The sequence below is a fragment of the Corynebacterium sp. MSK012 genome, assembly GCF_030232435.1.
GTDB classification, from domain to species: domain Bacteria; phylum Actinomycetota; class Actinomycetes; order Mycobacteriales; family Mycobacteriaceae; genus Corynebacterium; species Corynebacterium jeikeium_D.
Genome location: NZ_JASPJU010000009.1, coordinates 59,885 through 74,903, shown reverse-complemented (window position 1 = coordinate 74,903; position 15,019 = coordinate 59,885). Strand labels below are relative to the sequence as shown.

General features: G+C 60.2%; 12 protein-coding genes. 4 read left to right on the top strand and 8 right to left on the bottom strand.

Features of this window, described 5'->3' with window-relative positions; genetic code table 11:
• The first annotated feature begins 41 nt into the window (after positions 1-41).
• A complete protein-coding gene (locus QP977_RS07545; protein ID WP_048734781.1) occupies positions 42-1,331 on the top strand; it encodes an alanine racemase in 1,290 nt (429 codons plus the stop codon).
• Positions 1,328-2,755 (top strand): D-arabinono-1,4-lactone oxidase, encoded by a 1,428-nt coding sequence (locus QP977_RS07540; protein WP_048734784.1) that lies wholly within the window; start codon positions 1,328-1,330, stop codon positions 2,753-2,755. The genes QP977_RS07545 and QP977_RS07540 overlap by 4 nt, the downstream gene beginning before the upstream one ends.
• Here QP977_RS07540 and rarD read toward each other — a convergent pair.
• From rarD to lspA, 4 genes are all read right to left on the bottom strand, one after another.
• The gene (rarD, locus tag QP977_RS07535; RefSeq protein WP_048734788.1) at positions 2,752-3,720 is read right to left on the bottom strand and encodes an EamA family transporter RarD; all 969 of its coding nucleotides are present in this window, start codon (positions 3,718-3,720) and stop codon (positions 2,752-2,754) included. The genes QP977_RS07540 and rarD overlap by 4 nt on opposite strands.
• A 123-nt stretch (positions 3,721-3,843) precedes the next feature.
• The gene (locus QP977_RS07530) at positions 3,844-4,569 is read right to left on the bottom strand and encodes a hypothetical protein (protein WP_048734791.1); all 726 of its coding nucleotides are present in this window, start codon (positions 4,567-4,569) and stop codon (positions 3,844-3,846) included.
• A complete protein-coding gene (locus QP977_RS07525) occupies positions 4,566-5,477 on the bottom strand; it encodes an RluA family pseudouridine synthase (RefSeq protein ID WP_042389388.1) in 912 nt (303 codons plus the stop codon). The genes QP977_RS07530 and QP977_RS07525 overlap by 4 nt, the downstream gene beginning before the upstream one ends.
• A gap of 68 nt (positions 5,478-5,545) precedes the next feature.
• Positions 5,546-6,115: a signal peptidase II gene (gene lspA / locus QP977_RS07520; RefSeq protein ID WP_016422985.1), complete on the bottom strand. Its 570-nt coding sequence runs from the start codon at positions 6,113-6,115 to the stop codon at positions 5,546-5,548.
• A gap of 90 nt (positions 6,116-6,205) precedes the next feature.
• Here lspA and QP977_RS07515 point away from each other — a divergent pair, with 90 nt between their 5' ends.
• Positions 6,206-7,234, top strand: a complete 1,029-nt coding sequence (locus QP977_RS07515) for a hypothetical protein (protein ID WP_242458677.1) — start codon at positions 6,206-6,208, stop codon at positions 7,232-7,234.
• Between the two features lie 170 nt (positions 7,235-7,404).
• Here QP977_RS07515 and QP977_RS07510 read toward each other — a convergent pair whose 3' ends face one another.
• Positions 7,405-8,181 carry a WKL family lipoprotein gene (locus QP977_RS07510; RefSeq protein WP_069359184.1) on the bottom strand — a complete coding sequence of 259 codons (777 nt, stop codon included), beginning with the start codon at positions 8,179-8,181 and terminating at the stop codon, positions 7,405-7,407.
• 100 nt (positions 8,182-8,281) lie between these two features.
• Here QP977_RS07510 and QP977_RS07505 point away from each other — a divergent pair, with 100 nt between their 5' ends.
• Positions 8,282-9,259, top strand: coding sequence for an asparaginase (locus QP977_RS07505; RefSeq protein ID WP_069359185.1), 978 nt, complete (start codon positions 8,282-8,284; stop codon positions 9,257-9,259).
• A 1-nt stretch (position 9,260) separates the two neighbouring features.
• On the opposite strand, the gene QP977_RS07500 is transcribed toward QP977_RS07505, so the two are convergent.
• The 3 genes from QP977_RS07500 to ileS form a co-directional block, all read right to left on the bottom strand.
• Positions 9,261-9,923: a sugar O-acetyltransferase gene (locus tag QP977_RS07500; RefSeq protein ID WP_083310801.1), complete on the bottom strand. Its 663-nt coding sequence runs from the start codon at positions 9,921-9,923 to the stop codon at positions 9,261-9,263.
• Between the two features lie 66 nt (positions 9,924-9,989).
• Positions 9,990-11,456, bottom strand: coding sequence for a DNA polymerase IV (locus QP977_RS07495; RefSeq protein ID WP_049170273.1), 1,467 nt, complete (start codon positions 11,454-11,456; stop codon positions 9,990-9,992).
• Positions 11,457-11,471: 15 nt separating this feature from the next.
• Positions 11,472-14,732 carry an isoleucine--tRNA ligase gene (gene ileS, locus QP977_RS07490; RefSeq protein WP_284847226.1) on the bottom strand — a complete coding sequence of 1,087 codons (3,261 nt, stop codon included), beginning with the start codon at positions 14,730-14,732 and terminating at the stop codon, positions 11,472-11,474.
• Between the last annotated feature and the right edge of the window lie 287 nt (positions 14,733-15,019).

Sequence of the window (15,019 nt, the reverse complement as noted above, 5' to 3'; positions counted from 1 at the left end):
ATCAAAGACAGTACAGGTTTTCAATGATTACGTTTTAGGGCATGAAACTTTCTCGAGCTTCTGCCCCGGAGTCCTCGGGTACATCCCGCCCGGCTCCGACACCGACGTCTCATTTACCCGAGGCGCTGCCGCCGCAGACGTCCCAGACAGCCCGCCCGCCACTAGCTACCGACACGCTGCTTAACTGCACTTCCCTTCCTGCAGTCGTCGTCGACCTCGCGGCGGTCGAAGCCAATGCCCGCGATATGCTCCGCCGTGCAAACGGGATGCCTATCCGCGTGGCCTCGAAATCGATTCGCATTCCACAGCTTATTTCGCACGCCCTGGCCTTCCCCGGTTTCCAGGGCGTGCTGGCATATTCACTGGCAGAGGCGCTGTACCTATTCCGAGAAGGCATTAGTGACGACATCGTCGTCGCCTACCCAACTCTTGACGCCCGCGCTATCTCAGAGCTTGCCGACGATGATGCAGCGCGTGCCGCCATCTGCGTCATGGTTGACCGTCCCGAGCATCTAGAGGCGCTGGCGTCGTCGGCAAGCGAAAATGCGCCAATCCGCGTGTGTATGGACGTCGACGCATCCTTTCGTCCCCTCCCCGGCGTGCATATCGGTACGCTGCGCTCAAGCCTGTTCTCGCCGAAGCAGGCAGCGGCGTTTGCCAAGCAGATTATTGCCCGTCCGGAGCTGCAGCTGGCGGGAATCATGATGTATGAGGGACACATTGCCGGAGTGGGCGATGCCGGAAACTCCCTGCGTGCGCGCGCAATTCGAGTGATGCAGGCCGTCTCAAAGAAGGAATTGGCAAAGCGCCGCGCGAAGGTTGTCGCTGCAGTCGAGAAAGTGGCGGGGCCGCTGGAGTTTGTCAACGGTGGTGGCACGGGGTCGCTGGAGTCGACGTGCGCCGAGGCCGCAGTCACCGAGGCAGCGGCGGGGTCGGGGTTCCTGGCACCAACCCTCTTCGATAACTATCGCGCATTCAATCTGCGCCCGGCGTCCTGGTTTGTGTTGCCGGCGACGCGACGCCCTAAGAAGGGCGTGGTCACGGTGTCCGGCGGTGGTCGAATTGCCTCTGGACCGGCGGGAGCTGACCGGCTGCCAACCCCCTGGTACCCCACTGGCCTGCGCTACGCGGCAGAGGAAGGACCAGGTGAGGTGCAGACTCCGCTGCTCGGCAAGACCGCCGACGCAATTTCGCTGGGAGATCCCGTGTGGTTCCGCCACGCCAAGGCCGGCGAAATAGCCGAGCACACACAAGAAGTCATTGCAGTTCGAGATGGCGCCATCATCGCCCACTGGCCCACGTACCGAGGAAAGGGATTGATCTTCACATGAGCAATTCACGCAACAACGCCCGCTTCACAGTCTCTACAGTTGAGTCCCGCGTACCACGCGTACGTCGGCGTGCGCAGGCAAAAGCCGTCGCCAACTCTCATTGGAGCAATTGGGCGCACACGCAATCGTGCACCCCGTCCTACACTCATCAGCCGCACGATGATGAGGGCGTTATCTCGGTAATTAAAGCGGCGAAGACCGAAGGAACTACGGTGCGCCCGCTAGGGGCCGGTCATTCTTTTACTTCCGTGGCCACCACCGATGGGCACCGCATTCAACTCGACCGCTGCTCTGGTCTGGTCGAACTCGACGCCGCCAACCAGACCGCCACGCTGCGTGCCGGCACTCGCCTGCGCGACACTCCAGGTATTCTGCGCCCGCTCGGTTGGGCACTTCCCAACCAGGGCGATGTCGATCCGCAGTCGCTGGCCGGTGCTATCTCTACTGGCACACACGGCACCGGGCTTGGATTCACCGGCTTCGCAGGCACCGTGAAAGGATTCAAGATTGTCACCGCGGATGGCGTCGTCAGGCACTGCCATCCGGACGCTGAGGGAATCGACGGCGAGCTCTACCGCCTCGGACGGCTGGGACTGGGTGTCTTCGGCGTGCTTACGGAGGTCACGATGTCCGTCGTGCCAGCGTTTGATCTGCACGCCGACGAGCACCGCGAAGAGTTTGATTCCCTGCGCAAGAGTTTCGCCGAGCGCTGCAAAGAAGCTGACCACCTGGAGTTTTTCTGGTTCCCGGGACAGCGCGAGACGCTGGTCAAGCACAATACTCGCATTGAACCGCAGCGCCACCGCCGCCCGAGCCGCAATAGCCTGAAGCAGCGCCTGGGCAGCGCGCGTACGTATCTTAACGACGAAGTCGTCAACAACATGGGACTCTTGGCGTGCTGCGAGATTGCTAAGGCCATTCCCGCTACGACCGATACCATCAACCGGATTGCCACCAACACCGTGCCAGAGCGCAGCTACTCCAATGAGGCGCACAAGGTCTTTGTCTCGCCGCGCCGAGTGCGTTTTTCCGAGATGGAGTACTCCGTCCCGCTCGAGGCCGCTTCCGATGTCCTCGGGGAAATCCGCGACGCGATTGCCCGCAAGAGGATGAAAGTCTCCTTCCCCATCGAGGTACGCTCCGCGAAAGCCGATGATGTGGCCCTATCCACTGCGTACGGTCGCGACAGTGCCTACATCGCCATCCACCGCTACTGGAAGGAAAATTATCGAGAGTACTTCAACCTCATCGAGCCGATTTTCAAGGCCCACGAAGGTCGCCCGCACTGGGGCAAATTGCACACGCTCCGCGCGGAGGATTTCGCGGAACGTTATCCGCTGTTCGGCGAGGTCCAGGCACTACGGGAAAAGGTCGACCCGCAGGGAATCTTCCTCAACGAGCACCTGCGCGAACTTTTCTGCTAATTATCTGCCGGCTTTACGACGTCCCGGGTAACCGCCCCATCCGTCTGGTCGGCGGCATCGTCGGAAACCGCGGCCGGTTCAACACCGGCCTTGCGGAGTTCCCGGCGAACCCGCCTCTGGCGCCGCATCTTCAGGATGAGATCGCAGATGAACAGCGCGACGGCACCCCAGATGATGAAGAACCCGATCCAGCGCTCCGGTTCGAGCTGCTCGCCCAGCACAGTGACTGCCAGGGTGATTTGGAGAACTGGAGTCAGGTACTGCATCAGGCCCAATGTGGCCAACGGCAGGCGCTTGGCACCTTCGCCGAAGAGAAGCAACGGAATGGCGGTAGCAACACCGGCGCTCATCATGAGCAGCACGTGACCAGTTCCTTCGGAGGTAAAGGTGCTCTGCCCGTTGTAGGTCAACCAGAGGATGTAGGCCAGCGCAATCGGTGTGATTACGGCGGACTCGGCCGTCAGCGAAGCTGCAGAGGAAAGCGATACCCGCTTCTTCATTAGTCCGTAAAAACCGAAACTGAACGCCAGCGCCAGCGCACCCAACGGCGGATGTCCCACACCGATTGTGAGAACAATGACCGCAATGGTTGCCAGGATGACACTGCCGAGCTGCAACCGCGAGATGCTTTCACGGAAGAAAATCATCGCCAACAAAACGCTGACCAGCGGGTTGATGAAGTAGCCGAGCGCGGCCTCCGCCACCTGCCCATTGTTGACCAGGTAGACGTACACACCCCAGTTGACGGAGATCAACAGTGCGGCAATAAAAATAGTGCCCCAGGTCTTGGCACTCGCGGCCTTCAGCTCTGGCCATGCGCGCATGAAGCTGAGGGCAATGACCATAAAGACAAGGGTCCAGACGAATCGGTGCGCCAAAATCTCTACGGCCCCTGCTGGTTCCAGCAAGGGGAAATAGAGCGGAAACAGCGCCCACAAAAGGTACGCACCGAATGCCTGAATCACTGTTGACTGACTCCTTTTCGTTCTCGTTGAAACTGACTGCGTACTGGCGGCAGAGTTCTAGCCGCTTCATCCTAGTCGTTTGGATTTGGGCACTCAGTTCTGGCTTCTATTAGTTCTGACCGCTTAGTTCTGGCTCAGCCCCGGCGCAAAGAGCGGATCTTTATCCGTGAAGCCGGAACTCAGCACCGGGCGAATACCAAAACGGCCACGCGCCGCATCTGATGGCAGCGCCTCGACAGCTTTCACATCGGGCATTTTCTTGACATCCATCAACGATTCAGCGTCACCATAGACCAGTAACCCGTTGAAGCCGAGCCGTTCGTCGTCAATCGCGACGTCTGCGTAAGCAGCTGCTAACTCCAGCTGATCTTGCAGCAGCTTTTCTTCGCTCGCTGTTTTACTCGGCTGCGGCAAATACCGGGTGCTCACACCGCCGATGATTGCAGTCGACACTCGCAGAGAGGGCTCTTTTTCATAGACCTGTGCCGCTTCTTGCGCATCGAGCAGCCGGTCAAAAGTCACCATCGCCCAGAACTTCGGGTCCTCCACGACTGGCTGGCCGGTCTTTAGCCGGTAGTCCTCTTTCTTCATATTCGCGAGGGACTCGTCGGCACGCTCTACGTACTGCTCGGTTGCTTCCCACGGGTCCGGGCCGAGCGCATCGCCGTTGAGATTTTGCGGCTTGCTTACCCGATCGGAAGTCGAAGCGACTGCTAAAACAATCACCAATATGACAACACAGAAACCAGAGATCAGTGCCATCACTGGCGAAATACTGCCGTCACCAGTGCTTTTCGCACGAGTTTCACGGCGTGGTGGGTTCTTGGATCCCGATGGGGTCTGCGTCATGCGCTCTGCCTCAAAACTTCCAATGCGTGGTTCAAATCATCTGGGTATGGACATTCGATTTCCATCCAGCGCCCATCTGCCGGATGGTGGAAACCAAGCGAGACCGCGTGAAGCCACTGGCGGTTGAGCCCCAGGCGCTTGGCCAATGCCGGATCGGAACCGTACATGGGATCGCCGCAGCATGGGTGATTCAGCGCAGAGAAGTGCACGCGAATCTGGTGCGTGCGCCCAGTCTCTAGATTCACCTTCAGCAGCGTTGCTGGGGCGAAGGCCTCAAGCGTTTCGTAGTGCGTCACAGCATGCTTGCCATCCTGGCGGACGGCAAAGCGCCAACCCGCCGAAGGATGACGGCCAATCGGCGCATCAATTGTCCCCGACAGCGGATCCGGATGCCCCTGAACCAGAGCGTGATAGGTCTTGGACACCTCACGGTTTTTGAACGCCCGCTTGAGCACGGAGTAGCCCCGTTCGGAGCAGGCGACAACCATCACGCCAGAGGTGCCAACATCGAGGCGATGCACGATGCCTTTTCGCTCGGGCGGACCGGAGGTAGAAATGCGGAAACCAGCAGCCGCCAGTCCGCCGATAACCGTTGGGCCTTCCCAACCGACCGACGGATGTGCGGCCACACCGACAGGCTTGTGAACAGCCACCAAATCGGAGTCGTGGTAGAGCACGTCCATGCCCTCGACGAGTTCCTCTTTGGGAACCAATGGCTTTTCCACCGGCGGCAACAACACAGAGAGGAAAGCGTTTTCTTCCAATCGGTCGGACTTACCAACGCTCACGCCATCGACCGTGATGTCCCCGGCCGCTGCCAAATCAGCCACCGCTGTGCGCGAGAGCCCCAGCAACTTAGCCACACCGGCGTCTACCCGCATACCGGCCAAGCCCGGTGGAACGGGCATCTGCCGGGTTTCTCGGTCGGGCTGGTGCGCTCCCCCGAGTGCTGCACCGGTATTTACTGCATTGTCGTTCACTGCTGTCCTCCCTCCGCCGACTGCTTCTGATCCGTCTGGGAAGATTTCTTCTCCGCTGCAATCTGATCAGCGAAGAGATCCGGCTCCTTGGAAAAAACCATCCAGATAACGAGGATAATAACGCCCACTGTAATCGCGGAGTCCGCGATATTAAATACGGCAAAACCCTTAACCGACAGGAAATCGACGACGTGGCCGACGTAGAAACCGGGTTCCCGAAACAGCCTATCGATGAGGTTGCCCAGCGCACCACCAGCAATAAGCCCCGCCGCAGTCGCCGATATAGGACTGCGCAACCAATGGGAAAAGCACATCACAGCCAGGATGTAAACCAGCTGCAACGTAGTAAAAACCCAGGTGGCGTTCGTGCCAAAGGAAAAGGCTGCACCGGGGTTAAAAACGAGCCGCAACTCGAAGAGATCGCCAATGACCTGCACCGCAGGACGGCCATCGAGAGTCTTCAAAGCGATAATCTTGGTCAGCTGATCGATAATCGCAACTGACACAATAACCGCAGCGAGAATCCCCCGCCGCGGGAAATATGTCCTCGTTTCCTTCTTAGTCACTGTCCCATAATGGCCTAACAAACCCATATTCAGCCAACTGACACCGCCCGGGTGGTTCCTATCCACCGCGAAACCGGTACGCTAACCGGTGTGACTCGACGTTTCCAATCTCAGTTTGTTCCGGCCTCCACTGCTTTACGACGTGCAGGAGACACCACCTCCTCGTGGTTCCGTCGACCTAGCCGCAGCGACCAGCCTGGTCACACCAAGCATGGCCTGCTGGCGAGGGTCGGCACCGCTGTTGTTGCCGCTACCACTATGGTGTCATTGGCCGCGTGCTCGTCGGAAAGCTCGGTGGAAACGCAACCCGTGGACGTTGCACAACCCAAGGTCGAATTGACCAGTGCTGGTAGCGGTGAGCTGGCGAGCGTGCGCTGGAAGGACGACGGTGCAGAGCAGGAGTCGACCGTGGCGGTGACGCAGGGCTTCGCGCAGCGTGGCGGAAACGCCGATAGCGACCAGACCTTCCCGGACACCCGCCTGGAAATCCCCCTGACTAGTACTGTTACCAGCGATGACGATACTCGTGTGGTGACGTCAGAGGTGGGTAAACCCCACGGCTCCAACGATGAGCTGAATGAGGATATCGCGACCGCGCAGGGCTTCATCTCTGATTGGTCAACAACGGCCACTGGTGAGGTCAAGGAACTCAAACTGGGAGCGCCGGAGAAGGCGACCGACACCGCTCGCGCTGGCGTGGAGATGGCGCTGCAGCAGCTGCATTCCGTACCTATCGTCTTCCCCTCCGAGGACATCGGAAAGGATGCGACCTGGACGGTCGAAAGCGAGGTCGAAGGCCAGACCACGATGACGCAGAAAGTGACCTATACCCTGCTCAGCCGTGCGGGCGACATTGTTAATTTGAAGGTCGATGTCAAGCAGGTTCCGACAGTCACCGAGTTGGACACTGGCGGCGAGGGTGCACTGAAGGTTGTCGAGGCCACGACTGACATGCTTGCCGACCGCGTCACCATCGACCTGACTAAGCCGCTTCCGATGAAGGGCAACATCGACTTTGTGACCTCCGTGACCTACGGCGACGGCAACTCCGATGTGCGCATCACTCAGCAGACGCACCGCGGGCTGGAGTTTAAGGACGGCAGCGGGTCGAAGAAGTAGCCCAGAAGAAATAGCTCTGGCCAGCGCAAGGTTAGAAGACGAGAAAGTGTCTAGGTTTATGTCACTTTTCTTCCCAAAAAATGGGCGGAACTGTCATAAACCTAGACACTTTCTTTTGTCTGCCCAGTGCACCCGACCGGACTAGGCTGTGATACCTGGCCCGACGGCGCCTAAGCCGGTGGAGGCGGAGGAGGCGCGTCCTCCGCCGGAGCCGGAGCCGGGGCCGGCGCAGGAGGCGGGACCTCCTCAGCCGGCGGTTCAGGTGCAGGAGGCGGAACTTCCTCAGCGGGTGGTTCGGGCGCCGGAGCCGGGGCTGGCTCCTCGACCGGTGCTGGGGCCTCCTCAACCGGAGCCTCTTCAACTGGGGCTTCTTCCTCCGGCTCAGGCGGCGGCGGAGGGGTTTCGCCCGGCGCGAGGCAGAACCCAGGCTTGTGCTCCGGATCAAGCGTCGATGCCAGGTTGCAGGCCCATTCCTTGCTCAGCATCCAACGGCCATCCCTGTAAATGAAGTCCACCTGATCCACGAGCATCGGATCTTCCTCCGGGCGGAGGATATTGACACCGGCTACGGCCTGCTTCGTCGTGAAGCCGGGCGTGATCGGATCAATGACATCAAAGCTGATTTCCTGCTCATTGGCACTATTGGTGACAATGTCGAAGAAATCGCCGGCAGTATCTCCGTCCTCGATGGTCAGCGCCTTTTCCTCGATAGGTAAATCGGGGTTGATAAGGCGTGCGAGGACGTCGTTAAGCTCTGCGCGCGTCGGCAGCATGATGACGGGTTCCGCCGAGCTGGATGTCTTCGATTCAGTCGTCGGCGCTGCAGTATTGCCGCCACCGCAGGCAGCGAGCCCAAGTGCGCTGACCGAGACAATCGCCGCTACTGTCACACCACGCGCTGTGCGCCAACGCATTCCGCTAACGCGCTGGTTGCAGGGGACTTTCATATGTGCACTACTCCAATAAAATCTGCATGAAGATTCGCTGGCTTCACGCCTTCCATAATCCTACACAAGGCCAAAACATCGCCTAGGTAAGATGGTGGACATGTCGACTCAGGATCATTCCCCGGCTAGCTCGGCCTCGTCTAGCACGGTCTCCCCTCGCCGAATCGTTGTCATCACCACCGGCGGCACCATCGCCTGCACCACGGATCGCAGCGGTGCGCTAACCCCGACCATCTCGGGCACGGAGCTCGTCGCAGCGGTCGCGCAGCGTTATCCAGAGGGCATGTTAGAGCTGGAGGTTCGTGAGCTCGGGATGCTGGACTCGTCGAATCTCGCGTTCACCGACGTTGACCGTGTTCTCGCCGCTATTCACGAAGTGCTTGATGACGACTCCGTGGACGGTGTCGTCGTAACTCATGGCACGGACACGATGGAGGAAACGGCCATGGCTGCCGATATTTTCCATGCTGACTCGCGTCCGGTTGTCTTTACTGGTGCACAACTTCCCTATGATCATCCGGAAACCGACGGACCGGGGAACCTCTTTGAGGCCGTGACCATTGCTTCCGATGCCTCTGCGCAGGGAATTGGCGTTCTTATTGTCTTTGGCCACGCAGTCTTGCCGGTACGAGGTGCGACGAAGTGGCACACAACCGATCCTTTGGCTTTTGCCACTAATGCACCGGAGGAGCCGGTTCGTCCAGATCCGCTGCCTCTGGCGGCTTTGGCGGGCTCGAAGGTAGAGATTATCCCCGCCTACTTGGGTGCAGATGGATCACTGCTGGATTCGGCAGTCGCCGCCGGTGCACGCGGCATTGTCGTAGAGGGCCTGGGGTCGGGCAATGTCTCCGATGAGTTTGCCGCTGCCATTGACCGGGCCATTGCGGCTGATGTGACCGTCGTGATGGCAACGCGCGTTCCGCGCGGTGATGTCCACGCCGCCTACGGCGGTGCCGGTGGCGGTGCGACGCTGGCTCGGCACGGTGTGATTAGCGCTGGTTGCGTGCATGCACCGCAGGCGCGCATCATTCTCGCCGCCGCGCTGGCTGCGAATGTGCATCCGCAGACGCTGTTCTAATTCACGCCTCGATGATGCGGATGATTTTCGCCGGGTTTCCAGCCACAACTACGCCCGCGGGAACGTCCTTAGTCACCACGGCACCCGCGGCGACCACAGAATTGTCGCCGACGTGAACACCGCCCAGGATGATGGCTCCGCCACCGATCCAGGCATTGCGTCCGATGATGATTTCATCTCCAGACTCTAGATAAGCGGCGCGGGCCTCAGCTCCCAGTGGGTGTACTGGTGGAAGCAGCTGTACGTTGGGCCCGAGCTGCGCATAGTCGCAGATTGTCACCTTCACCACGTCAAGTGCGGTGAGCCCAAAGTTGATGAAAACGTTGTCGCCGATGTGGATGTTATCGCCGTAGTCCAGGTAGATCGGCGGGCGAACGGTGCTGCTCTCTCCGAAAGACCCCAGTGCCGGTGCTAGCACTTGCTGTGCTGCCTGCTGGTCTTCGCGGAATGCGACCTCAAATTCAGCGGCCACCTGGCCAATTCGCACGTTCAGAGCCTGTGATTCCGGATGATCGGCGATATACCACTGACCGTTCAGCATGCGCTGGCGGTTATCCAGACCGTCGTCGGGAAGTGTGGTCGACGGATTCGGATCTCGATCGGTGTTGCGCAACGAGGCGCGGCGAGCTGCCTCGAGCTCTGCAATGCGGGATTCGGTAGTCATAGTGCCCCAGTTTACGGACAGCGCATAAACAGAGCGCCGCGAACGGCATCGAGGCAGTCAGCCATATCAAGCATCCGCGTCGGGGCCGAGTTCGTCTTCGCTTTCCCGTTCAGGTTGCGGCAAGTCGAGAGCTGCTGCTTCGTCGGATGCCAGCCACTCCGGCCAGTCCAAACTGCACACCGCGGAGCACGGGCGCAGCTCCGGGTCGTCTTCCTTCAGCGTAATCATGCGCCCGGGGCCACTGGTGCGGCTTTCAAAGCGGACGGTCACAATCCCGTGCCCCGAACCCTGTACCCAACCATGTCCATACTCGCTGTGGTGCACATCCGAGGTAGGTGCCCACTTGGAATCGGAAAGCCGAACGGTCGGCAACGCACCGGTTCCGGATAGCTCGACCAGGCCGGCGGGAGCGTCGGAAAGCGCAGGTGCTGGCACTCGATCTTCGACGGTGATAGCGCGGTCGAGCTCAGGAAACAGGACTTCTTGTATGTGCGAATCCAGCCCGGAGAAACCGACGCCCACCAGTCGCACTGGGCCGACCTCCGCGGGCGTGAACGCGATTCGGTGCGCCACTGCCATGAGGGTGTCGAAATCCTGTGTGGCGTAGGCGAGCGTCTCAGATCGGGTATGGATGCTCAGGTCAGACAGACGCACCTTGCAAGTGATGGTGCGAGCACCACGGCCATCTTTTTTGAGCCGTCGAAAAGCGGACTCACCCGCGCGATCGATGGCGGCGTGGAGCTGGGCCTGCGACTCCAGATCCTCAGGATAGGTGTACTCCGCCGATACAGACTTGGCGACATCTCGCTCCTTAACCGGCCGATCGTCCGTCCCCTGCGCCAGCTGCCACAGCATCACACCGGTTTTGGATGTCAGCGAAACCTCGACATCGCGCTGGGACATGGCGGCAAAATCACCGATCGTCTCCACACCCAGCGTGTGCAATTTTGCAGCGGTGACAGGGCCGATGCCCCAGAGCTTCTCTACCGGCAATGGGTGTAGAAGCTCGTGATTGCGTGCGGGGTCCAGCACGTACACGCCATCGGGTTTCGCCAGGCCTGACGCAATTTTCGCGAACTGCTTGCCCGCGCCCGCGCCTATCGACGAGGCCAAGCCGGTCTCCCGCCGGATATCTGCCCGCAGTTGCTCCGCCCAGGCAATGACCTGCTCCTTCGAGGCTCCCTGAAGCTCTTCGGGTTCCATGAAAGCCTCGTCAACGCTGAGCTGCTCGACCACGGGCACGCGCTCGCGGATTACAGAGAACACGCGGCGCGACACCGGCCCGTAGATGCCCTTGCGCGCGCTGACCGTCACTGCGGTCGGTGGCATGAGACGACGTGCGCGAGCCATCGGCATAGCCGAGTGCGCGCCGTACGCGCGGGCCTCATAGGAGGCACCGGCGACCACACCTCGACCACCCAGCCCGCCGACGAGAACTGGCCGCCCGCGCAGAGTCGGGCGAGTGAGCTGCTCGACGGACGCGAAGAACGCGTCCATGTCGATGTGCAGAACCCACCGCCCGGAAGTCGGCATAGAGATTACTCTCCCCTACTGCTTGGCAATATCCGCCGAGCAGCCGTCCGCCACATCGTAGCTCAGGGACTCTCCGCCAGCGACGACCTCGAAAGCGGTTGCGAGAACTTCCCGGGCGATGAGGTCAGCGTGGCGGTTGGCCCACTCCTCACGCTCGGCCGGCACCTGCAACTTCACCGAAATGCGGTCGGTGACCTCAAGGCCAGCGTTCTTGCGGGCATCCTGCAGACCACGGATGCGGTCAGCGGCCCAACCGCGGGACTCCAGGTCCTCGTCGAGCTCAGTGTCGAGCACAACCAGGCCATTGACGCCGTCGACCTCAGCGGTGGAATCTGGCGAGATCGCGACCAGGTTGCGGGTGTACTCACCCTCCTGCAGCGGAATACCATCGGCGACAACCGTGCCGTCGACAACCTCGTAGTTGCCAGACTTCACAGCCTTAATGACCTTCTGGACGTCCTTACCCAGGCGCGGACCGGCCACGCGAGCGTTGACGGAGACCTCGAATCGTCCCACCGAGTCCACGTCGGAGGTGAACTCCACCTTGTCGACGTTGACCTCGGAGGAAACGATGTCGGTGTACTCACGCAGACGCTCGGCATCCGGGAATGCCAGGGTCAGATTCTTCAGCGGCAGGCGGTTACGCAGCTGGTTGGCCTTGCGGATGCGCGATGTTGCCGAGCAGACATTGCGGACAATGTCCATGGACTCAACGAGTTCGTCATCGGTCGGCAGCTTGTCGACGTCCGGCCAATCCTCCAAGTGCACCGAGCGGCCGCCAGTGAGCGAGCGCCAGATGACCTCGGTGGCCATCGGCAGCAGCGGAGCAGCCACGCGGGTGAGAACCTCCAGCACCGTGTACAAGGTATTGAAGGCCTCTGGGTGCTTGACATCGCCGGCCCAGAAGCGGTCGCGGGAGCGGCGCACGTACCAGTTGGTCAGTGCGTCACAGAACTGACGGACCTCATCGGTGGCAGAAGCAATGTCAGTGTTGTCCAGGCACTCAGTAACAGCACGGACGGTTGCTGCAAGCTTGGCCAGGATGTACTTGTCCAGGATGATGTCGGAGTCTACCGACCACTCGGCCGGTTTGGAAGCGTAGAGCTGCAGGAACGAGTATGCGTTCCACATCGGGAGCAGCGCCTGGCGCACGCCCTCGCGAATGCCCTGCTCGGTGACAATCAGGTTGCCGCCGCGCAGAATCGGGCTGGACATGAGGAACCAGCGCATAGCGTCGGAGCCGTCGCGGTCGAAGACCTCGTTGACGTCCGGGTAGTTGCGCTTGGACTTACTCATCTTGTTGCCGTCATCGCCCAACACGATGCCGTGGGCGACGACCTTCTTGAACGCCGGGCGGTCGAACAGTGCAACCGACAGGACGTGAAGCAGGTAGAACCAGCCGCGGGACTGGCCGATGTATTCCACAATGAAGTCGGCCGGTGCGTGGGACTCGAACCACTCCTTGTTCTCGAACGGGTAGTGGAACTGCGCAAACGGCATGGAACCGGAGTCGAACCAGACATCCAAGACATCCGGGACGCGGCGCATCATGGACTTACCGGTCGGGTCGTCCGGGTTCGGGCGAACCAGCTCGTCAATCTCCGGGCGGTGCAGTGTGGTCGGGCGAACGCCGAAGTCCGCCTCCAGCTCATCGAGGGAACCGTAGACGTCGACACGCGGGTACTCGTCGTTGTCGGAAACCCACACCGGAATAGGCGATCCCCAGTAGCGGGTACGGGAGATGTTCCAGTCACGTGCGCCCTCGAGCCACTTGCCGAACTGACCGTCGCGGACGTGCTCCGGCATCCACTCAATCTCGTTGTGGTTGAGCTCCACCATGCGCTCGCGGATCTTGGTAACGGACACAAACCAGCTCGGCAGTGCCATGTAGATCAGCGGCTCGCCCGAACGCCAGGAGTGCGGGTAGGAGTGCTCGATGGTGCGGTGCTGGACGACGCGGCCAGCGGCCTTCAGGTCACGGATGATGTCCTTGTTGGCGTCAAAGACCAACTTGCCCTGGTACTCCGGCACCTGCGAAGTGAACTTACCGTCCATGTCCACCGGAATGATGACATCAATGCCGTATTCATTACAGGTGTTCATATCGTCTTCACCGAAGGCCGGCGCCTGGTGGACCACACCAGTACCGTCCTCGGTGGTGACATAGTCGGCCACCATGATCTGGAAAGCGTTCGGGTGATCTGCGAAGTAGTCGAAGATCGGCTGGTAGGTCAGACCTTCCAGGTCAGCACCAGCGAAGGTAGCCACGACCTCGTGTTCCTTGCCCAATTCCTTGGCGTAGGCACCAATCAGTGCTTCTGCCAGCAGGAAGTTCTTACCTGCAAACTCCGGCACGGAGGAATCCTCGCTGACCTTAACTACGGCGTAGGTGACCTTCGGGTTCACGGCCAGACCAAGGTTGGACGGCAGCGTCCACGGCGTGGTGGTCCATGCGATAGCCGCAGTGTCAGCGAGCACCGGGTTATCCGCCAGCGTCTTCTCCGCTGCCGAGCCTGCCTTGGCGCCGGTGAACGGGAAGGTCACGGTCAGCGTCGGGTCCTGCCGCATCTTGTAGGAGTCATCCAGGCGGGTCTCCTGGTTGGACAGCGGGGTGTGCTCTGCCCAGGAGTACGGCAGCACGCGGAATCCCTGGTAGACCAGGCCCTTGTTGTAGAGCTCCTTGAAGGCCCAGATCACGGACTCCATGTAACTCATGTCCATGGTCTTGTATCCGCCGTCGAAATCAACCCAACGCGCTTGACGAGTGACATATTCCTTCCACTCGCCCGCGTACCGCAGCACCGACTCAGCGCAGTACTTGTTGAAGTTAGCCAGACCCATTTCCTCGATCTGGCCCTTGTCCTTAATACCGAGCTGCTTCTCTGCCTCCAGCTCAGCCGGCAGACCATGGCAGTCCCAGCCAAAGACGCGACCAACCTGGTAGCCACGCATGGTCTTGTAACGCGGAACAATGTCCTTGACGTAACCGGTCAGCAGGTGACCGTAGTGCGGTAGACCGTTGGCGAACGGCGGGCCATCATAAAAGACGTATTCGTCAGCACCATTACGCTGATCGATAGAGGCCTGGAAAGTGCTGTCCTTGCCCCAGTACTCCAGAACCTTTTCCTCCAGTTCCGGAAACTTCGGGCTGGAGGTGTACTTACCAAAGTCAGCAGTGCGCGGATACGCGCCACCTGCCGGAGTGGCCTCAGCAGAGGCATTTACATCGTTCGAATTAGACACCGTTTCTACGTCACTTCCGTGGTCGAACATCATTAATACTCACCACGGGGACGCATGCCTAGCCCCTTCAGCGTTGTTACTGGTGACGCTGAAAAGGAGTCTCGCGCGGTACCACCCCGCTTGGCATCACGCTTTACGACGGTTCTTGCGAACAAGAACCATGCGGCTTCACGCGATAGCCCGCTTATTTAATAAGGCTTTGTAACGGTGCCAAACCGTTCGGTTCTACTGGGCCCATTTTCTACTGGACTGTTCTTCCGAAACGCTCCCCGGTGATGGCCGGCTCATTGCGCGTATGGGTGTCAGTATAGCAGTGTCTC

What these genes read in the sequence shown, in the direction of transcription:
- QP977_RS07530 (WP_048734791.1), bottom strand. Translation starts at nt 4,569, where the DNA reads ATGACGCAGACCCCATCGGGATCCAAGAACCCACCACGCCGTGAAACT.
- QP977_RS07505 (WP_069359185.1), top strand. Translation starts at nt 8,282, where the DNA reads ATGTCGACTCAGGATCATTCCCCGGCTAGCTCGGCCTCGTCTAGCACG.
- QP977_RS07500 (WP_083310801.1), bottom strand. Translation starts at nt 9,923, where the DNA reads ATGACTACCGAATCCCGCATTGCAGAGCTCGAGGCAGCTCGCCGCGCC.
- ileS (WP_284847226.1), bottom strand. Translation starts at nt 14,732, where the DNA reads ATGATGTTCGACCACGGAAGTGACGTAGAAACGGTGTCTAATTCGAAC.
- QP977_RS07510 (WP_069359184.1), bottom strand. Translation starts at nt 8,181, where the DNA reads ATGAAAGTCCCCTGCAACCAGCGCGTTAGCGGAATGCGTTGGCGCACA.
- QP977_RS07525 (WP_042389388.1), bottom strand. Translation starts at nt 5,477, where the DNA reads ATGCCCGTTCCACCGGGCTTGGCCGGTATGCGGGTAGACGCCGGTGTG.
- QP977_RS07540 (WP_048734784.1), top strand. Translation starts at nt 1,328, where the DNA reads ATGAGCAATTCACGCAACAACGCCCGCTTCACAGTCTCTACAGTTGAG.
- QP977_RS07495 (WP_049170273.1), bottom strand. Translation starts at nt 11,456, where the DNA reads ATGCCGACTTCCGGGCGGTGGGTTCTGCACATCGACATGGACGCGTTC.
- QP977_RS07545 (WP_048734781.1), top strand. Translation starts at nt 42, where the DNA reads ATGAAACTTTCTCGAGCTTCTGCCCCGGAGTCCTCGGGTACATCCCGC.